Below are 18,733 nucleotides of genomic sequence, written 5' to 3' on the forward strand. Positions count from 1 at the left end.
ATTATTCACGAGTAAAACAGCATAATTTACGTCTGCTGTATCGAGAGAGCTAGTTTTTAAAAAAAATCAATTTGACAGTCACCCTACTGCGTGTTACAGCATACCTTGTAGTAAGTAACACAAGATACCAATATCACCGAGTAGTGAAGTTGCAGAAATATTTTTAAGAAAGAAAGTTGACACTTCTGCTACTCGGTGTTACAGTTTAGTTGTAATAAGTAATACTAAATAGCGTGATTTCCCAAAAGCTATTCAGTATAAAAATTCCCCTCGGAACTACGTTATAATATAAGTCACAAAATAGAGGAGGCTGAACATGGAAAATTTAACTGAAATGCTGAAGGGTTCGCTGGAAGGCTGCGTGCTGGAAATCATCAGCCGCCATGAAACCTATGGCTACGAGATTACCCGCCGCCTGAACGAGCTTGGGTTTACTGAAGTCGTGGAAGGGACGGTCTACACCATCCTCGTGCGATTAGAAAAGAAAAAACTGGTGAACATAGAGAAGAAACCGTCAGATATGGGGCCGCCCCGCAAGTTTTACTCACTTAATGAGGCTGGACGCCAGGAACTTGAATTGTTTTGGGAAAAATGGGATTTTGTATCATCAAAAATCAATGTCTTAAAGTCAATCTAGCTTCATAAGATATTCCGTACGCTATTTTTGGAGTGTCTTGTTTATAAAAAAGGAGGAAAAATAACATGATGGAATTGTTCAAAAAAATGATTGGTGATAAAAAAGAGTATAAAATGATGATGGCACGGGTTGAAGCTCTGCCAGAGGACTACCAATTTGTATTTAAGAAAATTCAAAACTATATGTGGAATTTCTCAGCGGGCAACGGGATGGATATGCTGCACATGCAGTATGAATTAATCGAGTTGTTCGAAGCCGGTGCTGCGGAAGGCAGGCAAGTGCTGGAAATCACCGGGGACGACGTGGCGTCCTTTGCCGACGAACTAGTGGCAAATGCCAGAACCTATTTCGCCAAATATCGTGAGGATTTGAATGACAGTATCATGAAGCGATTGGGAAAAAATAAATTCAATAAATAATTCCGACTGAATAGCTGGTTACAAATGTGAAATGCCACCTTCGCTATTCAGTTATATTTTTAACCCAGTAGTAAGTTATACAGATTATCAGTCAGACTAAATAGAGGTAATTTAATTCCGCTAGGCGCTCGGAAGGATAAATACGAATCTTACAAGCGGCATTACTGCGCTATTAAAAGGAGGAAAAAAGTATGAGCCATGCAGTGATTACTGTAAAAGGGTTAAAAAAATCCTTTAAAGACAATGAAGTTTTAAAGGGGGTGGATTTTGAGGTGAGGCGTGGCGAAATCTTTGCCCTGCTGGGCTCAAATGGAGCGGGCAAGACGACGACGGTCAACATCCTCTCGACGCTGATGAAGTCCGATGGCGGCGAAGTAGGTATTTGCGGCTTTGACGTTCAGCGTGAACCGGATCAGGTTCGCCAGAGCATCAGCCTGACAGGGCAGTTTGCAGCTATAGACGGCATGCTTACCGGGCGGGAAAACCTGCTGATGATCGCCAAGTTGCGGGGAGTTTCCAATCCCGCTCAAGTCGCCGACAATCTGCTTGCAAGATTCAGCCTGACCGATGCGGCCAACCGCCGGGCGGATAAATATTCCGGCGGGATGAAGCGCCGGCTTGACATCGCCATGAGCCTGATCGGGACGCCAGCAGTCATTTTTCTCGACGAACCGACGACAGGGCTTGACCCCGAAGCCCGGATTGAAGTCTGGGATACGGTCAAGGAGCTAGCTGGCAGCGGCACGACAATTCTGCTGACAACCCAGTACCTGGAGGAAGCCGAACAACTGGCGGACCGTATCGCCATCCTGCATGGCGGAAAAATCATCTCGACCGGGACCCTTACCGAACTCAAGGAGATGTTCCCGCCAGCGAAAGTAGAGTACATCGAGAAGCAGCCGACATTGGAGGAAATTTTCCTCGCAATCATCGGCAAAAAGGAGGAGATGTAAATGAATAGCAAAACAGGGGTATTACTAGGGCGTTTAATGCGCAACATCATGCGCAGCCCGGATACGATTATCACGGTGGCGATCACGCCAATTATGATGATGTTGCTGTTTGTCTACGTATTTGGCGGCGCCATAGAGGCAGGCACGGACAACTACGTCAATTATTTATTGCCGGGAATCTTGCTGATGGCTATCGCATCCGGCGTCGCTTACACTTCAGTAAGGCTGTTTTCGGATGTAAAGAGCGGGTTGATGGCGCGTTTCATTACCATGCCCATCAAGCGCTCGTCGGTATTGTGGGCTCACGTGTTGACCTCGCTAATATCCAATTTGCTTACTGTCGTCGTGGTTATCCTCGTCTCACTCTTGATGGGCTTCCGTTCCAGCGCTGATATCCTGGCTTGGCTAGCGGTAGCTGGGATAATCGTGCTGTTTACGCTGGCGCTGACATGGCTGGCGGTCATTCCTGGATTGACAGCGGGGTCTTTGGAAGGGGCGACAGCCTACTCGTACCCGCTGATTTTCCTGCCGTTTATCAGTTCGGCCTTTGTCCCCACCGAAACCATGCCTAAAATTGTCCGTGCGTTCGCCGAGAACCAGCCAGTGACTTCAATCGTGAATGCGATTCGTGCCCTTTTGTATGAAGGGTCTGTTGGGAACGATATTTGGATTGCGCTTGCCTGGTGTGTCGGCATCATGGTCATCGCTTACTTCTTCGCCAGTAAAGTATTTAAACGCCAGTTCGGGTAAGTACACCATTATCGGATTGGTCATTTCATAGTCAGCCGATGCGATGAATGCATCACTTGGAAGTCTGCTTAAATGCCTGGGCAACCATCGATGAATTCATGGAAACCTTCAAAATTGGGGTGATTGGTGGCGGCCACTTATCCCATCATGGGATTTGCCATACTTGCTTTAGAAGAATTACAGCAAAAGGGTAGCGGTCGCTCGCAGAGGAAAAATGAAAAGAATAAAGCACATAGATGTAATTGACGGGAAAAGAGTAGATTCAGAAACAAAACCGCTTTGGGAATCAATGTCTTTAAAAATAGATTCCTTTCATTATCATAAAATGCGTGGAGCTCCCCGCGGAATTCACGAGTAAAAGTGCAAAACTCACGAGTAAAAGTGCAAAACTCACGAGTAAAAGTGCAAAACTCACGAGTAAAAGTACAAAACTCACGAGTAAAACCGCAAAGCTCACGAGTAAATCAGCAAAACTACGAATAAAAGCAAAATGATTACAGGAAATCCTTCTGAAATTAAAAAAGCGATGCCCCCGGAATTCTGGGGGCATCTTCATTATCATCTTTTCCTAGGGGAATAATCCAATTCCTTAAATAGTTCCGTCAATTCATCCTCGGTCAGGTCGCGCCATTGTCCGATCGCCAGTCCGTCCAGATGGATGTTCATGATCCGGATTCGATGTAAATCACGGACTTCATAACCTAGTGCGGAGCACATACGGCGGATTTGCCTGTTCAGTCCTTGCATTAAAGTGATGTTAAATGTGTATTTGGTCAACTGCTCAACTTTACAAGGAAGTGTTTTCGTATCCAAAATCTCCACTCCGGATGACATATCTTTGATGAAGGAAGCGGTAAGTGGCTTATCCACGGTTACGATGTATTCTTTTTCATGCTTGTTTTCTGCACGAAGGATTTCATTAACGATATCTCCGTCATTTGTAAGAAGGATCAGACCGCTTGAGTCTTTGTCCAGCCGCCCGATATGAAAAATGCGAAGCGGATGATTTACAAAATCAACGATGTTCCCTTTTATGTGTTTTTCGGTCGTACTTGTAATCCCTATCGGTTTATTCAGTGCAATATAGACATTTTGCTGTTCGACTTTTATCGGCTTGCCGTCCACCCGGACATCATCGGCGGATTCAGCTTGACTGCCGAGCTCAGCTACAGTGCCATTAATCGTCACACGGCCCTCGGCTATCCATTTGTCTGCGCCTCGTCGCGAGGTAATTCCGGATTCACTGATAAATTTATTAATCCTCAACTAAAGCACACCTTTACATTCAGATTTTCTTCTTTAAAGGATAACGTAAATCATGGTGCATAGACAAGGGGAAAAGAGAAGAAAGCGTTCGTTGATGTGTATCACTGGATGCCCTTTACATGTTCTTCGTGACAGCTGACGGATCTGCTTTTTTCTTTTTGCTTGTCAGGTAGACGCCGAGGAAAACAAGGAGGCCACCGAGGGTTTGGATGGTCGTAATCGCATGACCCAAAATAAGGCTAAGAATGGCGGTAAATACAGCAATCAGATTTAGATAAATCCCAGCCTGACCGGCATTGATATGGCGAAGGGAAATATTCCAGAAAATAAATGAGCCGACAGAAGGGAAAATCCCGATATATAAAAGACCGGTGATGGCTTTACTGCTTAAATCAAGGTTCATTCCCGAGCCAATGGCAAATGGAGCAATGAGAAACAAACCGAGAAATACGGAAACGGCAGTAGCTGAGATGATCGGAATGTTTTTCAGTTTTTTACCGATTATAGAATAGAAGGTCCAAACGAGAATCGCCAGGATCATCAATAGGTCGCCTTTATTATAATTGAGCTGGAATATATCCAGAAGGTGTCCTTTTGTCAAGACCAATAAAACGCCGAATAAAGATAGGATAAGTCCAAGTGCATGTAGGGATGAAATTTTCTCCTTTAACAGCAAAGCGGAAAAAAGAACAATTAATGCAGGGTTCATGGAATTGACAAGAGCTGCATTCATGGAAGTTGTATAGGTCAGAGCCCAATAAAGGAAAAAATTATAACTGATGATTCCGAGTACACCCATGACTAATAGTAATTTCCAGGCTTTCCATACACTCTTCCAGTCTGGTTTTTCAATCCATTGCGCTAAAGGAAACAATAAGAAAACGGCGATTAGCCATCGCGCAAAGGTTAGTTGGATCGGGGAAAGTTCGGTCACAACGTACTTTCCGAATATATAATTACCGGCCCAGAACAAATTTGCCAAGATAAGAAATAAAATAACAATAGATTTTTTCATCAGACTGCCTCTCCCTGAATTTATGGAATATTCACTAAATATAGCAAAATAGGGGTACCTAAGCAATATAGGGGGCCTTATCAGTCAATTTTGGACAGGATAAAAAGGCCGTTCAACTTTAGCTGAACAGCCTTTTCACACATCTATATTAAGCGAAAATGGCACTGATTTCGGCGATTTCATCCATGGTTAGATCGACGTCCAATGCTTGTAGGTTGCGTGTGACCTGTTCTGGTTTTTTCGCTCCGGGAATCAGTACATCTATCGAGTGCCTGGTTAAATACCAAGCTAGTACGACATCGGCGACATCGGTATGCTTCCTGTTGGCGATCGCCCGTACTTCTTCCACTTTTTGCAGGTTGCTTACAAAGGCTTGTCCTTGGAAAAGCGGACTTTTTGCCCGGCCGTCATCGAATGTTGAATCCTGATTATATTTGCCGCCGAGCAAACCGGAAGCAAGGGGGAAATAAGGAATGAAGGAAATATCATTTTCGGCTGTATATGGAAGCAGGTCTTGTTCTGCCTCCCGTTTGAATAGATTGTACTCGGATTGCAGGACATCGACATAGCCGTCTTTATTCGCTTCCTTCAATTGTTCAAACGAAAAGTTAGAGACGCCGATTGACTTTATCTTGCCTGCATCCTTCAATTCCTTTAAGGCACCTACTGCTTCATCTTTAGGGGTATCACCATCAGGGAAATGGATATAGAATAAGTCGATGTAGTCTGTTTGGAGCCTTTTTAGACTCGAGTCCACGGCATTTTTCAGAAAAGCGGGAGAGTTATCAAAAACGATGCTGCCATCGACAAATTTGTGTGCCCCTTTAGTGGCAAGGACTATGTCTTCGCGTTTGCGGCTCTCTTTAAGGATTTCACCGATAAGTTCTTCTGAACGTTCAGGACCGTAAATGTAAGCTGTATCCCAAAAGTTGATTCCTTCTTCCAATGCCGTTCTCAAAACATCCCTTCCTGTATCCTCACTTAGATTAGGGAAAAGGTTATGTCCGCCAATTGCATTCGTGCCAAGGCCAATCGGGTTTACATACAGATCTGTTTTACCAATACGGGTTTGCTTAGACATATTACTTATCATCTCCTTTGACACCATCATAACAAAAAGCCGTTGCCGATTTCCAAAATAAAGCAATGAAGGTGTGTACAAAATAAGCAGATGACCGGAAAGATCACCTGCTTACTTCATTATTATAGTGTTTCGACTTCCAACTCCTCAGCGGAAGCTGTTTGTCCGATTTGACTGAGCAGAATGCCAAGGGCTGTACCGACGAGAGCAGGGATGACCCATTCCATGCCGTAAGCGGAAAGGGGAAGGACATCAGTCAAGGTTTGTACGGGTCCTAATTGTAAGCCGAAAGCATTCAGCCCATCCATCAAGGCGAAGACTCCTGTGAAAGTCATTGCACTGCGATAAACCTTCTTCGGATTTTTGAAATGACGGCTGAAGAATGTCAGAACAATCAGGACGATCGTTAGCGGATAAGCCATCACAAGGAATGGTACCGATACTTTCAGAATTTGATTCAGACCCATATTTGAAAGGATGAAACCGACGATTGTTACAATCAGAATGACGGTTTTATAGTTCAGCTTGGGGAAAAGGTTCGAGAAATACTGTCCGCAAGCAGTCGTCAACCCGACAACGGTGGTGAAGCATGCCAAAGTGAAAATGATGCCAAGAAGGGCCTTCCCGCCGGTTCCTAGTAAAAGGGTGGAAGCGACAGTGAGGATATCCGTTCCGTTTTCGAATGACCCACCGGCCGCCATGCGTGCTCCCATTACACCTAAGGAGATATAAACTAAAGAAAGCAAAACGCCAGCGATGAGACCCGCTTTTACTGTATATCTCGTCAATTGTTTTCGTTCGGAAATCCCCCTTTGCTGGATTGAAGTAAGGATGACGATCCCAAAGGCCAAGGCAGCTAAAGCATCCATCGTGTTGTAGCCTTCGATGAACCCTTTCGAAAAGGCTCCTGCAGCATATGCTTCGGTTGGAGCTTGGAAAGGAGCATCAAGCTTTACGAACCCAACGACACAGAGAATGACCATGGACAAAAGTAGAACGGGCGTGATCCAGCGTCCCATGAAGGTTTCCATTTTTTCCGGATTCAATGAAATGGCATAAACGATGATGAAAAATATGATTGTGAACATGAATAGAAATAGTGGTTGATCCACAGAGTCGCCAAGATACGGCTTGAAGCCCATTTCATAGGCAACATTCGCATTCCGCGGAATGGCCAGAAACGGCCCGATGCTTAAATAGATTACGACCATGAACAACGTGCTGAATAGGGGATGTACTCGGGCACCGATGGTTTGTGCGCCGCCTTTAACAAGTGAGACTGCAAGAAGCACCAAAATTGGCAGGCCGACTCCGGTGGTGACAAAACCGGCGATGGCTGGCCAGAAAGAAGTTCCAGAAGATGCTCCTAAAAATGGAGGGAATATGAGATTCCCGGCTCCGAAAAACATTGAGAAAAGCATAAGGCCGATAAATAATGTGTCTGTTTTTTTCATGGTGATTTCTCCTTTTTTTAAAATGATAACTCCCGCCGACTGGCCTGAAAAAGGCTAATTAAAGTGTTTTGTGCAAATAAAAAACTCGCCCCTGAAAAATCAGGGACGAGTTTGTGCTCGCGTTACCACCCATATTCCGCACTTCAAAGAAGCTGCGGCACTCAGTCAACGTACGAATTCATACGTGATCCATTGTAACGGCGGAAACCCGTCAAAGCCTACTGCATTTTCAGCTTTGCATCTCAGAGATGATTTTCGGATAGGCCTTGGACATCGACTTCCACCACATGTCGACTCTCTGTGGAACAGGGTTCTCATCTTACTCTTTCTCTTCATAGATTTTATAATATAAAGATAATTTAGCAAATTCTGATTATGAAGTCAACATAATTTATCATAAAATCCTTTCAAAGGAGCAGGAAATTAGTCCCCATTTGGCGAAACCAACTTTATCAAGAGTGTTTTTTGAAGAAGAATAGGATATTACTCCCTATTATCTTTCTAATCGCAACTATATTATAATAGAGGCAGAACACTAAAGGAGACAACAACATGTCTGAAAATAAAAAATTAAGCCTGGCGGATGCAGTCAAACAAAAACTGGCTCAAAAGCAAGCAGGATCAAGTAAAGATAAACTGGAAACAGGCGTTGTGAAGAAAACGAAACAGCTTAAAAGCCAGTTGACCAAAAAGCCGAATAACCAACGTAAGCGTACAGGGGTATAATCCTAATTCGTCAAAGGACAAGTACTGTTCGGAGCTTATCAGTGAGCAGTTACCTTTTATGAATGAGGGTACTGCTTTTTTATATGAATGCAAAAATGGGGATCAAGTAATGGACGAGCCAGAGTGATTTTGTTTTTTACCGTTTATAGGTAAGTTGAAGGGCTGGGCTTCTGGTCATTTAGAGGGATGGAGAATGGTTCGCTCACTTCTAGCTGATATGTAGAAAAACATATTTTCTCGAAAATGGAAATGACATCTCTGTATCGGTTTATTAAAAACATTACAGTTCTAGTTGGTTCTGTTTTAAAGTTTTGTTAAAATAACATTTTAAGGTTTTGTAAATGATTTTTTAACTAAAGGAACCTATAAATTGAATATTAGGTCTGCTATGAGTCTTATAGAATCAGTGATTATCCTTTAATTGAAAATATGAAATATATCGGGGGAATAAAGATGGACGAACGTCTGATCGGAAAAAAATATTATGAAACGATGCTTGAGGATACAAGGAAGCATCCCATTCAAGCTTTGGGTGAAATGTTCCTCGTGGAACAAAAAAAGGAAAGATCCGATTTAACCGCAATTAGATTTGCTCAAGGAGAGGTATATTTTCAGCACCATGACTATGAAGCAGCCATTTTTAAATGGGAAAACATAGAAGGGGAACTTGGTTCATGGGCGAAGAAAAACATCGCTGATGCGTATTTTGAATTGGAAATGTATTCAACCGCAGAGGATATCTATAAATCCGTCGATACGGATGAAGCTGTCTTGAAAACAGAAGTTCTTTTGCAGCTGTTTTCCCTGTACATAGTGGAATCGAGAAATGATTTGGCTTCCAAAGTCGTGAAAGAAGCAGTCGAGTTTCAACCAGACTACCCGAATGTCACTGAAATTGCACGCGCCTTTTTTGAAGAACAAAAGGATTGGAACAGTGCGGTGGTATTAGCGGCGAATGAAAGTATCCGTACAGAGTCAATGGGCTGGTTCGATGTGCTGAAAACGTATATCCAGCAGGGTGTTGCCCAATCGATGGAGCCGGATTATTTCTCAACTGTCCTTGGTTCGCTATACACACTCGACCAGGAACGTTTCGAGAAAATGACGGTTGCCCTTTGGAAAAATTATAAATATACGGATGCTTATTTCGAATGGTTAAGAGTGATTAATAATTTGATAGATACCATCGAATTGAACCATGCGGATGTATGGGATGAGCTTTCCGTCTATTACAGGGATGCATATGCAGGTTTGTTAGAAGGAACGCATCTAATCAAAGAATTAAGTCCTGTCGTGCCAAGGTTGCTGGAAAACTGGCTCAAAATCGCAGACGGGGAGCTTTCGCTGTTTGCGGCGGCATCCACGTTGTCCTGGAATGAAATCTTTCCGGATACGATTAATGCGCTGGTCATTCAGGATGCGGAGAGCCTGCTTTCGAAATCGCCTAAATTGGGAGGCGGACTGGAAGCGGGAGAGAAACTGTTCAATTCCATTATCCAGTGGGCTGAAGATAATGATTTAAGGGTTGGAAATAAGCTTAAATGGATGGTGGAGGGGCTTAAAGATACCAGCAATTTCAATCTCCTTCTTGCAGGAAGTACAGGAAATGGCAAGACATCCTTTATTCAGTCAATCGTTGGAGAGAGCATTGCTGCTGAGGACCATTCTTCCCTAGTCAGTGTCAAAGACGGGGATGATTTGGAAATCCTTGAAATTACCGATACAGATAGCAAAGTTGTCGAGGAGCTAACTGATTTGGATGAAACACGCCGTCAGCGCGGGACTATAGTCGATGTGACAATCATCAGTGACTACCTAAGAAATAATCATTTGCGATTATTGGATACACCGGGGTTCAATGGGGAACAAAGCGTGGAATCCGATTTCCAAGGCTATTTACATGGCAGTGATGGCCTGATGTTCGTTCTTGACGCCCGGGCTCCTTTCACCGGCAGCGAAAGGGATCTGTTATTGGAAATTCAAATGATGGCACCTAAACTGCCGATCCATTTCCTATTAAATAAAATGGATACGATATACAGTGATCAGGTCGCAGTCCGGATGGAGGACGAAACATGGGATAAAGTGAATGCATATTTCCCGAATGCGAAGGTGTTCGCTTTCTCCAAACATTATGACAGCAGGCAGCAATTGAAGGATCTTTCAGCCTTCCTTCAATCGAATTATCAAGATGATAATTGGAAGGAAAGAAGATCTGAAAAAATCCTGGCATTCATTCGTAAAACTTTATCTTATCTATTAGAAAAACGGACAGCCAATGAGCGGAAATGCGAGCATTCCATCTCTTGGAATGAGCAGATGGAAGTCAAACTGAATGGAGCGGTCAATCAACTGGCTGATCTGGAAAAAGAAAAAAGTGAAAATATCATAAGGTCGTATCGTTCGCTTAAGGACGAAGTGAAAAGTCAGCTTTATTCAAAAATTCCTGAATTACTGAGGGATTGCTCTAAATCGTTAACGGAAAGCAGTGATTTCAGTCAGGTCCATGTACAGTTAAACCAGGAAATGAATGAGCGGATTCAAAACTTCATTTCTGACAAGATCATGCCTCAATATTACCGTTCTCTTCAAGACTGGATTGCCAGTTCCCAAATGGAGTTCTCACAAAGCCAGCAGTTCATGGATGAGATGAGTGCCGGATTCAATGAATTATACAAAGAAGAACGGATTACACTGGCAGGTGACTTCAGGGTATTGGATGACTGGCGCCGTGATGCCGACCGGATGACAAGCAGTATCCGCATCGAAAACGTCAATATCCTTTTGCGCAGGACTCCATCACAATTACTGCTTAAAGGAGCAGGTAAGCTATTTGGGGCGATACCGCAAAATAAGGCCAATATGTACAATCGTTACAAGAAATACCTGGAAAGTGAAGATTACCTGGATGTTGCTGAAATGATCACGGAACGTTTCCTAACCCAATTTGGATTGTTTGAAAAATCATTGGATCGGGACATCTCACTTTTCTATCGCAGTTCATTTGCCTTACTTCAAAAAACGATAGAGCAGACGCAGACTGAAATAAAAGACTACCAGGCTGCATTGGAGCATATGAAAGAAAATCCTGAGGTTTACCGTGATCCGATCACGTTGTTCGAAGTGAAATTAAGGCAGTTGGAGAGGCTTGAAAAAATCGAGAAAAAGCGTCTAGCCCAGCTCCAAAGAAAATAAAAATAACAGGAAAAATTTCAAATATTCAAAAATCTATTGACTTTACGACTATATCCCTATAAAGTGATAATTACGAAAACGTAACACAATATATCTCTTATCAAGAGTGGCGGAGGGACTGGCCCTAAGATGCCCAGCAACCGTTCCATTAGGAATTGGTGCTAAATCCTGCAAAACAGAAATGTTTTGACAGATAAGAGAGGGACAAGTCTGCAAAACAGCCGATTAAACCTCTCTATATTAGAGAGGTTTTTATTTTGGGATTTACACCGACTTAACTGATAAGACTAATTAGAAAACATGGAGGGGAACAAGATGAGAAGGTCTATTAAAGGGATATTCATTTCTGCCATCGCTTCGGCTTTGCTTTTAACGGGTTGCTCTGCAGGGCAGAGTTCCACAGAATCGAAGAAAGAAGAAAAAGTATCATTTGAAAATGTCCCGGAGAGATTTGCTGATGGCGATGGAGCCAAAATCAAAGTGATCCGTAAAATTGGCGGTGATGATCATACTGCCCAATACCTGGCGGGGGCGAAAGAAGAAGGAGAAGCACTGGGGTTTCAGGTCGATACGTACACAGCCAATGGTGATACGGCTAAATTCCATGATGCGATAGCACAGGCTTTGGAGGAAGATTACGACGGCTATATCATTTCACATGGTGATGATGCCGCAACTGTAAATGACGTTCAGAAGTTGGTTGATGCAGGTAAAAGCGTTGTCACATTCGATTCAATAAGCGATCTATCTAAAATAGAGGGCGTGACATTAACTTCACAAGATGATGAAGCGCTGGCAACATTGGCTTTCGATAAACTGATAAAAGAACAGAAAGGTGAAGCGGCAATTGCATATCTTTGGGTGGATGGTTTTCCTCCAATGGTAAGAAGAAATGCAGTCTATCAGGAAAAACTAAAAGAAAATCCAGGGATTAAAGAAGTCGAAAGATTCGGAGTGGCATCCGCTGATACTTCGGTTCAGACACAAAATGCTGTAGCCGCAATGCTGAATAAATACCCTAAAGGCAAATTGGATGCCATTTTCGCAACATGGGATGCCTTTGCCATCGGTGCAGCCCGGGCGATTAAAGAAGCGGGCCGCGATGAAGTGAAGATATATGGAATTGATGTTTCGAATGCAGATCTCCAGGAAATCCAATCGGCTGATAGCTCTTGGTCCTACACGGCAGCAGTCGATCCCAAGTTGATCGGTGCAGTGAATATGAGGATATTGGCTAAAAAATTAGCGGGTGAAGAAACACCGCAAACATATGATTTGGAGGCATCACTCATTTCGCAAAAGCAAATCCAAGCTTCAAAAGAAGCGGTAAACATGGCAAACCTGTCTGATATTGTCGATGGCTGGGGTGTATCGACGGAATTTGAAGAAGATTGGATGAAGGTTTTGAAAGATCATTATAAAAAATAAAAAGAGACACTCTCTTTCCAGCGAAGGGAGTGTCTGTTCTATAAGGGGGAATGGACATGGGCAAGCAACTAGAAATGAAGATGATTTCGATTGAATTTCCGGGGGTGAAGGCGCTAAGTGATGTTGATTTTTCCGTACAATCAGGAACAGCCCACGCATTGGTCGGTGCAAACGGAGCAGGGAAATCGACGTTAATGAAAGTTTTATCGGGAGCCCATGTTCATTATTCAGGTGACATTTTTATTGATGGGATGAAGCGGGATATCCGCTCGCCAAAAGCTGCTCAGGAACAGGGCATTCAAATAGTTCATCAGGAAGTGGATACCGCCCTCATCCCTTATTTAACAGTTGGGGAAAATGTAATGTTGAATGATATGGTCCAAAACATGGGAAAAAAACAAAGGGTACATTGGAAAGAACTGCACAACAAAGCCACTTCTATTCTTGAAGATATGAAAATTCATGTCCCTTCGAAAAAGTTGGTTAGAGACCTGACCTTGGCTGAAAAACAGATGGTCCTGATAGCAAGAGCCGTTTCGACAGAATGCAAATTCCTGATTCTCGACGAGCCAACTGCTCCGTTAAGTCATACGGAGACGACAGAACTTTTTCGAATTGTAAATGAGTTAAAGCAAAAAGGCGTGGCAATCATTTTCATTTCACATCGTCTGCCTGAGATTTTTGAAATCTGTGAGGAAATTACGATCATGAGGAATGGGGAGCGTGTCACTTGTCGAAAAATCGAGGACATAACCCGTACCGAAGTGGTAGAGAACATGCTCGGGAAAACCATGGATGAACAGTTTCCTGAAGTGAATGCTTCGATTGGAGACGTAATTCTGGAAGTGAACGGATTGTCAGATGCCGAGAAAGTTAAGAATGTCAGTCTGAATATTAAAGCAGGAGAGATAATCGGTTTGGCTGGGCTGGTCGGGGCTGGGAAAACGGAGCTGTGTAAAACCCTTTTCGGTCATACGTCCATCACAGCGGGTGAAGTCATACTGAATGGTCGAAAGCTTTCTCTGAAATCACCGCATGAAGCAGTAAAAAGCGGGCTGGCACTTGTACCTGAGGAACGCAGGAAAGAAGGGGTCCTTGTACAGGAATCAGTCTCGGCAAACTTGACTGCAGCCAGTCTCGGCAAATTCTGCAAAACATTCAGTGTCGTCGATCGTAAGGCGGAAAAGGAAAAGGCGAAGGAAATGATCGCAAGTCTCGGCATTAAAACACCTTCAGGGGAAGTGAAGGTCGAAAACCTATCCGGTGGTAACCAGCAAAAAGTTGCGATTGGAAAATGGCTTATGGCAGATGCGGATGTATACATATTCGATGAACCAACGAAAGGGGTCGATGTCGGAGCCAAGAAGGATATATTCGAATTGATTGCAAAGCTTGCAAGGAATGGAAAAGCGATCATTTATGCATCCTCCGAGCTTACCGAAATCATTGGCATTACCAACCGGACCTATGTGTTATATGACGGGAGCACTGTCATCGAATTAGAAACAAGCAAAACGAATGAAGAAGAACTACTATTCTATTCAACAGGAGGTAAATAGGATGAGCATACCCATTCCTGTTACACAGACAGCGAAAGCGAAGAAAAAGGTGGAACTATTCGACTTTTTCTATAAATACGGCACAATATTGACGATTATCATTCTGATTGGAATTTTCGCCGTATCCAATCCATCTTTCATCCAAACGTCTAACCTGATAAACATCCTGCGTTCCATTTCAATCGTGACCATCATTGCGATCGGCATTACAATATCACTGACCGTGGATGGCTTCGACCTTTCCGTCGGCTCCGTCGCATCATTGGCCAATGCCATCGTCATCTCGATGTTTGTCTGGTTTTCACAGGATACATTCATCGCCATATTAGCTGCGGTCGGTGCCTCGCTTTTCGTAGGGGCTTTGAATTCATTCATGATTGTTAAATTGAGAATTCCCGACATGCTGATGACATTGGCTACCATGTTCATTATTCAGGGAATTGCCCTTACCTATACAAAAGGGGCCACGGTTTCGCAAAATATGGTCATGCCCGACGGGACATTCGCAACAGGACTGATCAGCCCGTTTTTCGCCAAAATTGGCCAGGTACCGTGGATAATCCTGATCATGGCCGTCATTGTGATAGCGACCCATATCTTTTTGACTTATACGAAGCACGGTCGTTATATGTACATTATTGGGGGAAATAAGGAAGCGGCGAGACTTTCCGGGATATCGGTTAATAAATACAAAATCCTTGCCTATCTGCTTTCGGCTCTATTTGCTGCAATCGGGGGGATTGTCCTTGCATCAAGGGTCATGACATCGGAAATCAATTCAGGGTCACCCTATTTAATGGATGCCGTCGCGGCAGCCTTCATTGGTTCCTCCGTTTTGGGAGCGGGAAAACCTAATGCCTTTGGAACCTTCATCGGTGCAGTCCTGATCGGAATCCTTCAAAATGGACTCATCATGATGTCCGTTCCGTATTATGCGATGGATATCGTCAAAGGAACTGTGCTGGCCCTTGCGCTCGCGGTAACCTATTATAAGCAAAAACATTAAAAAGAATTCGTTACGTTACTCTACAGAAATCCAAAAATATGAAAAAATCCTGTTGTAATGCAACAGGATTTTTCCTTTTTAAAAAGGGATGGGTTAAGGAGATCATCATCATTTTACTTACGCTAAAATGGTGGCAGGAGCACTTTTTGAACCCTCATTGTCGGAGTATAAAGATTGACCGCAATTGTAATTTTTATAGGAACCTTATTTACCTTTTAATAAGATTGATAATGATCTATTGTAAAGTATGAACATTCATATCATATACTTATCTAAAGGAGAGTGTAAATTTATGCGCGAAACCTGTGTTCCGGCAGGTGTGAAACCGAATGAAACTGGCTTTGGATATACGCTGTCCTTGATAGGCGGCAAATATAAAATGATCATAATGTATTGGCTGTCTGAAAATAAGGTCATGCGCCATAATCAACTGAAGCGAAGTATCGGTACCATTTCCTTTAAAACGCTAAGCATCATGTTAAAAGAGTTGGAGGCAGACGGCCTTATCATACGCAAGGAATTTCCCCAAATACCTCCAAAAGTAGAATATTCATTATCTGATCGTGGTCTATCTCTCATCCCATTGTTAAATATGATGTGCGAGTGGGGAGAGAAAAACAGTTTGCCAGCTCAGGATACTAAACAGCCGGAGGTGTAGCTATTTTGATAAATCAAAAGAAGTATTTCCCTGACAAGGAAATACTTTTTTAATGAACTGCCTATTATAGGTTATCGACAAAATTCAAATAATCTTGTGCGCTTTTTTCCAATTCGCTCACGGCTGGCTCATTTTCAGCACCATAAAACGCAAAGAATGAACGATAATCTGCATTGCAGTATAGGAAGGTAGTTTCAAAGGGAGATAATAAATGTTCAAGTGTATAGCGATATCTTCCTTCTTCACTATAATCCTCTTCGTTAATTCCGGCAGATACAGCTAAAGCCGCTTTGCGATTCTTTAATTTATCGCCTCCATTTGAACCATAAGCCCAACCATAAGTAAAAACATCGTCAAGCCATCTTTTTAGGAGAGGCGGACAATTAAACCAATAAAAAGGGAACTGTAAAACAAGATTACTATGCGATTCGATTAATTGCTGTTCTTTTTCCGCATTCATGTTTCCGTCAGGGTAAACCTTATACAATTCGTGTACTGTATACTTCTCCGGATATTTCCTTAGCGAATCTACCCATCGCTTATTTATGACGGATGTTTCCAGACTGGGGTGTGCTACGATAACAAGAGTTTTCAAAGATTTCTCCTCCTTAACTATTATTTATTTTAAGTATAAAGTGCACTCTGCAAGTGCGTAAGTATGCACTTTTAGTATAGGTACTTACCTAAAGGAGAGTGTTAAATCAGGTTTAACTAAAAAAACGATCTGTAAATTCCAATATGAAGAAGATGTTAATAAGGGAATCTTAAAAGGTCAGATAGTCACTTTTATATAGGAGGGATATGTACGGCTTTGAATTAGCCAAAATTGACTTACATCAGTGGGGGAAGAAGGCTTTAAACAAAAGCGCCTGGAATGGGAATCTGTAAGAGATGTGATTGATTCCTTTTGATTGGGGGAAATAAGGAAGCGGCTAGACTTTCCGGGATATCAGTTAATACCCATCTGATTCCAGCTCTATTTGCTGCAATCGGGGGAATTGTCCTTGCATTAAGGGGCATGAAATCGGAAATCAATTCAGGATCCCGCTATTGATGCCGTCGCAGCAGCCTTCATTGGTTCCTCCGTTTTAGGAGCGGGAAAACCGAATGCCTTTGGAGGCTTCAGCGGTGCAGTCCTGAGCGGATTCCTTATCATGGATGCGATTGATATCATCAAAGGAACAGTTCTTGCCCTAGCGCTCGCGGTAACCTATTACAAGCTAAAACACTAAAGTTTTACGAAAAATTAAGAAGAAAGAGGAAGAGGGTTCTTTTTAACCCTCTTTCCAATACACTCACTATATTTTGTTTTTATAAATGACTTTGCTAACATCGTGTCTTACTGTTTTGTGACCTTCTTTCATTCCTTTCCCCATGGCAATAAGCATAACATCTAAATACCTATCGGAAATGTTTAAGGCTGACTTTAATTGTTCGGAATCATACCCGGACATTGTAATGGTTTCTATACCTGCCTCGTTCGCCAATAAAACTAACGACATTGACGCCAGGCTTGCGTCTCTTATTAATTCAACCTTTAAATCTTCTTTTGATTTATTTAGATAATAATTGATTGCCGCGTTTGTTAGATAATCTCTTACAGATGCGTCAAAATAACCTTTTTGAAATTCATCCTCATGTATCATTATGATATTTTCTTTTTCAAATGCTTGATAATCACCTAGTATAACAATCAGTACTGAGGCTTCAATTACCTGTTGTTGATTAAAAGCGATGGGCAGTAACAAATTCTTTAAATATGGTTCATCTATAACCAGGTATCGGGTTGCTTGAATATTGTTTCCGTTAGGAGATTTACTTGCTCCTTCAATAAGTGTCGCCAATGTTTCTGGACTAATTTTATAATGGGGATCATACTGCCTTACGGAACGTCTTTTTTCTATAGTCTCTCTTACACTCATCGTGTTCACTCCCAATGTTATATTTGCTTTATAATCAGAGTATAATGGACCCATGATGTAGAAGAAAATAACGCACAATAAAGTGGCATAGCCACCTTTATGTGCCTATTCAGGAGGAATGAGGAATGAAGAGTCTAAATACGGGAATAAATATTTTCATGAATACTGTAGGAGGAAAGTGGAAATGCTTAATCCTCTTTTTTCTGAGTCAAAAACCAATGAGGACAAAAGAATTTTATATTCTAATACCGACCATAACCCAGAAAGTCTTAACCGACCAATTAAAGCAGCTGGAAAGAGATGGGCTTGTCCGAAGAGAAGTATATAAAGTAGTACCACCAAAAGTAGAATATAGTTTAACTGAGTTAGGTCAATCATTTGTACCTGTATTAAATACAATGTGTGAATGGGGCACTACATATGCAGTCGAACAAAACCTCGAAAGGCAAGATCAAATCTGTCGTCATCATAAATAAGATCTGCATCAACTAGTAGTATGGATTTTTTTGATAAGTTCAGTAAGGCAAGCAGAATTTAATATTATTAGAGGAAATGTCTTGAAGATGACTTTTGGCATTCTCTCTAAAGATTGTATTGAACTAACAGGTGCTTTCCTTTAAAGTTGCTTTGCCCCGCCCGCTCTTTTTTAAATGTAACGGTTAGT

At 42.4% G+C, this 18,733-nt stretch carries 17 protein-coding genes, 1 pseudogene, 1 riboswitch and 1 other annotated feature; of the genes and pseudogenes, 12 read left to right on the forward strand and 6 right to left on the reverse strand.

Annotation, left to right across the window (positions count from 1 at the left end; translation table 11 throughout):
- Nucleotides 1-316: 316 nt before the first annotated feature.
- From AC2YHV_RS04720 to AC2YHV_RS04735, 4 genes are all read left to right on the forward strand, one after another.
- A complete protein-coding gene (locus AC2YHV_RS04720; protein ID WP_033796096.1) occupies nucleotides 317-637 on the forward strand; it encodes a PadR family transcriptional regulator in 321 nt (106 codons plus the stop codon).
- A gap of 65 nt (nucleotides 638-702) precedes the next feature.
- Nucleotides 703-1,056, forward strand: a complete 354-nt coding sequence (locus AC2YHV_RS04725) for a DUF1048 domain-containing protein (RefSeq protein ID WP_034305937.1) — start codon at nucleotides 703-705, stop codon at nucleotides 1,054-1,056.
- 191 nt (nucleotides 1,057-1,247) lie between these two features.
- A complete protein-coding gene (locus tag AC2YHV_RS04730) occupies nucleotides 1,248-2,009 on the forward strand; it encodes an ABC transporter ATP-binding protein (RefSeq protein ID WP_487372717.1) in 762 nt (253 codons plus the stop codon).
- Nucleotides 2,010-2,759, forward strand: a complete 750-nt coding sequence (locus tag AC2YHV_RS04735; protein ID WP_487372718.1) for an ABC transporter permease — start codon at nucleotides 2,010-2,012, stop codon at nucleotides 2,757-2,759.
- 558 nt (nucleotides 2,760-3,317) lie between these two features.
- Here AC2YHV_RS04735 and rluF read toward each other — a convergent pair.
- From rluF to brnQ, 4 genes are all read right to left on the reverse strand, one after another.
- Nucleotides 3,318-4,025 (reverse strand): 23S rRNA pseudouridine(2604) synthase RluF, encoded by a 708-nt coding sequence (gene rluF, locus AC2YHV_RS04740; RefSeq protein ID WP_487372719.1) that lies wholly within the window; start codon nucleotides 4,023-4,025, stop codon nucleotides 3,318-3,320.
- A gap of 115 nt (nucleotides 4,026-4,140) precedes the next feature.
- Nucleotides 4,141-5,040 (reverse strand): DMT family transporter, encoded by a 900-nt coding sequence (locus tag AC2YHV_RS04745; RefSeq protein ID WP_098865667.1) that lies wholly within the window; start codon nucleotides 5,038-5,040, stop codon nucleotides 4,141-4,143.
- Between the two features lie 148 nt (nucleotides 5,041-5,188).
- Nucleotides 5,189-6,121, reverse strand: coding sequence for an aldo/keto reductase (locus AC2YHV_RS04750; RefSeq protein ID WP_098184936.1), 933 nt, complete (start codon nucleotides 6,119-6,121; stop codon nucleotides 5,189-5,191).
- Nucleotides 6,122-6,243: 122 nt separating this feature from the next.
- A complete protein-coding gene (brnQ, locus tag AC2YHV_RS04755) occupies nucleotides 6,244-7,575 on the reverse strand; it encodes a branched-chain amino acid transport system II carrier protein (protein WP_487372720.1) in 1,332 nt (443 codons plus the stop codon).
- 98 nt (nucleotides 7,576-7,673) lie between these two features.
- Nucleotides 7,674-7,920 (reverse strand) — a binding site (T-box leader).
- Between the two features lie 207 nt (nucleotides 7,921-8,127).
- On the opposite strand from brnQ, the gene AC2YHV_RS04760 reads away from it, so the two are divergent.
- The 6 genes from AC2YHV_RS04760 to AC2YHV_RS04785 all read left to right on the forward strand — a co-directional run bounded on the left by AC2YHV_RS04760 (nucleotide 8,128) and on the right by AC2YHV_RS04785 (nucleotide 16,147).
- Nucleotides 8,128-8,301: a hypothetical protein gene (locus AC2YHV_RS04760; protein ID WP_164468807.1), complete on the forward strand. Its 174-nt coding sequence runs from the start codon at nucleotides 8,128-8,130 to the stop codon at nucleotides 8,299-8,301.
- A gap of 453 nt (nucleotides 8,302-8,754) precedes the next feature.
- Nucleotides 8,755-11,496, forward strand: coding sequence for a GTPase domain-containing protein (locus AC2YHV_RS04765; RefSeq protein ID WP_222620070.1), 2,742 nt, complete (start codon nucleotides 8,755-8,757; stop codon nucleotides 11,494-11,496).
- Between the two features lie 94 nt (nucleotides 11,497-11,590).
- A riboswitch (SAM riboswitch) is annotated at nucleotides 11,591-11,696 on the forward strand.
- A gap of 115 nt (nucleotides 11,697-11,811) precedes the next feature.
- Nucleotides 11,812-12,924 (forward strand): sugar ABC transporter substrate-binding protein, encoded by a 1,113-nt coding sequence (locus AC2YHV_RS04770; RefSeq protein ID WP_048685529.1) that lies wholly within the window; start codon nucleotides 11,812-11,814, stop codon nucleotides 12,922-12,924.
- Nucleotides 12,925-12,980: 56 nt separating this feature from the next.
- On the forward strand, nucleotides 12,981-14,483 hold the full coding sequence (locus AC2YHV_RS04775) for a sugar ABC transporter ATP-binding protein (protein ID WP_095678682.1): 1,503 nt from the start codon (nucleotides 12,981-12,983) through the stop codon (nucleotides 14,481-14,483).
- 1 nt (nucleotide 14,484) lies between these two features.
- A complete protein-coding gene (locus AC2YHV_RS04780; RefSeq protein WP_034305912.1) occupies nucleotides 14,485-15,489 on the forward strand; it encodes an ABC transporter permease in 1,005 nt (334 codons plus the stop codon).
- Nucleotides 15,490-15,781: 292 nt separating this feature from the next.
- Nucleotides 15,782-16,147, forward strand: coding sequence for a winged helix-turn-helix transcriptional regulator (locus tag AC2YHV_RS04785; protein ID WP_063577474.1), 366 nt, complete (start codon nucleotides 15,782-15,784; stop codon nucleotides 16,145-16,147).
- A gap of 64 nt (nucleotides 16,148-16,211) precedes the next feature.
- Here AC2YHV_RS04785 and AC2YHV_RS04790 read toward each other — a convergent pair whose 3' ends face one another.
- On the reverse strand, nucleotides 16,212-16,742 hold the full coding sequence (locus tag AC2YHV_RS04790; protein WP_369315961.1) for an NAD(P)H-dependent oxidoreductase: 531 nt from the start codon (nucleotides 16,740-16,742) through the stop codon (nucleotides 16,212-16,214).
- 312 nt (nucleotides 16,743-17,054) lie between these two features.
- Between AC2YHV_RS04790 and AC2YHV_RS04795 the strand changes: the two are divergent.
- Nucleotides 17,055-17,379: pseudogene (locus AC2YHV_RS04795) on the forward strand (ABC transporter permease); the annotation flags it as partial.
- Between the two features lie 66 nt (nucleotides 17,380-17,445).
- Here AC2YHV_RS04795 and AC2YHV_RS04800 read toward each other — a convergent pair.
- On the reverse strand, nucleotides 17,446-18,069 hold the full coding sequence (locus AC2YHV_RS04800; protein WP_057278558.1) for a nitroreductase family protein: 624 nt from the start codon (nucleotides 18,067-18,069) through the stop codon (nucleotides 17,446-17,448).
- A 125-nt stretch (nucleotides 18,070-18,194) separates the two neighbouring features.
- On the opposite strand from AC2YHV_RS04800, the gene AC2YHV_RS04805 reads away from it, so the two are divergent.
- Nucleotides 18,195-18,545, forward strand: coding sequence for a winged helix-turn-helix transcriptional regulator (locus tag AC2YHV_RS04805; RefSeq protein WP_057278559.1), 351 nt, complete (start codon nucleotides 18,195-18,197; stop codon nucleotides 18,543-18,545).
- Nucleotides 18,546-18,733: the final 188 nt, after the last annotated feature.

Source organism: Peribacillus sp. SRI_006 (genome assembly GCF_057586375.1).

Bases quoted from the DNA above. Each gene is read 5' to 3' on its own strand.
- AC2YHV_RS04745 (WP_098865667.1), bottom strand. From the start codon at position 5,040: ATGAAAAAATCTATTGTTATTTTATTTCTTATCTTGGCAAATTTGTTC.
- brnQ (WP_487372720.1), bottom strand. From the start codon at position 7,575: ATGAAAAAAACAGACACATTATTTATCGGCCTTATGCTTTTCTCAATG.
- AC2YHV_RS04735 (WP_487372718.1), top strand. From the start codon at position 2,010: ATGAATAGCAAAACAGGGGTATTACTAGGGCGTTTAATGCGCAACATC.
- AC2YHV_RS04750 (WP_098184936.1), bottom strand. From the start codon at position 6,121: ATGTCTAAGCAAACCCGTATTGGTAAAACAGATCTGTATGTAAACCCG.
- AC2YHV_RS04805 (WP_057278559.1), top strand. From the start codon at position 18,195: ATGAAGAGTCTAAATACGGGAATAAATATTTTCATGAATACTGTAGGA.
- AC2YHV_RS04800 (WP_057278558.1), bottom strand. From the start codon at position 18,069: ATGAGTGTAAGAGAGACTATAGAAAAAAGACGTTCCGTAAGGCAGTAT.
- AC2YHV_RS04785 (WP_063577474.1), top strand. From the start codon at position 15,782: ATGCGCGAAACCTGTGTTCCGGCAGGTGTGAAACCGAATGAAACTGGC.
- AC2YHV_RS04760 (WP_164468807.1), top strand. From the start codon at position 8,128: ATGTCTGAAAATAAAAAATTAAGCCTGGCGGATGCAGTCAAACAAAAA.
- AC2YHV_RS04730 (WP_487372717.1), top strand. From the start codon at position 1,248: ATGAGCCATGCAGTGATTACTGTAAAAGGGTTAAAAAAATCCTTTAAA.
- AC2YHV_RS04770 (WP_048685529.1), top strand. From the start codon at position 11,812: ATGAGAAGGTCTATTAAAGGGATATTCATTTCTGCCATCGCTTCGGCT.
- AC2YHV_RS04780 (WP_034305912.1), top strand. From the start codon at position 14,485: ATGAGCATACCCATTCCTGTTACACAGACAGCGAAAGCGAAGAAAAAG.
- AC2YHV_RS04765 (WP_222620070.1), top strand. From the start codon at position 8,755: ATGGACGAACGTCTGATCGGAAAAAAATATTATGAAACGATGCTTGAG.
- AC2YHV_RS04720 (WP_033796096.1), top strand. From the start codon at position 317: ATGGAAAATTTAACTGAAATGCTGAAGGGTTCGCTGGAAGGCTGCGTG.
- AC2YHV_RS04725 (WP_034305937.1), top strand. From the start codon at position 703: ATGATGGAATTGTTCAAAAAAATGATTGGTGATAAAAAAGAGTATAAA.
- AC2YHV_RS04775 (WP_095678682.1), top strand. From the start codon at position 12,981: ATGGGCAAGCAACTAGAAATGAAGATGATTTCGATTGAATTTCCGGGG.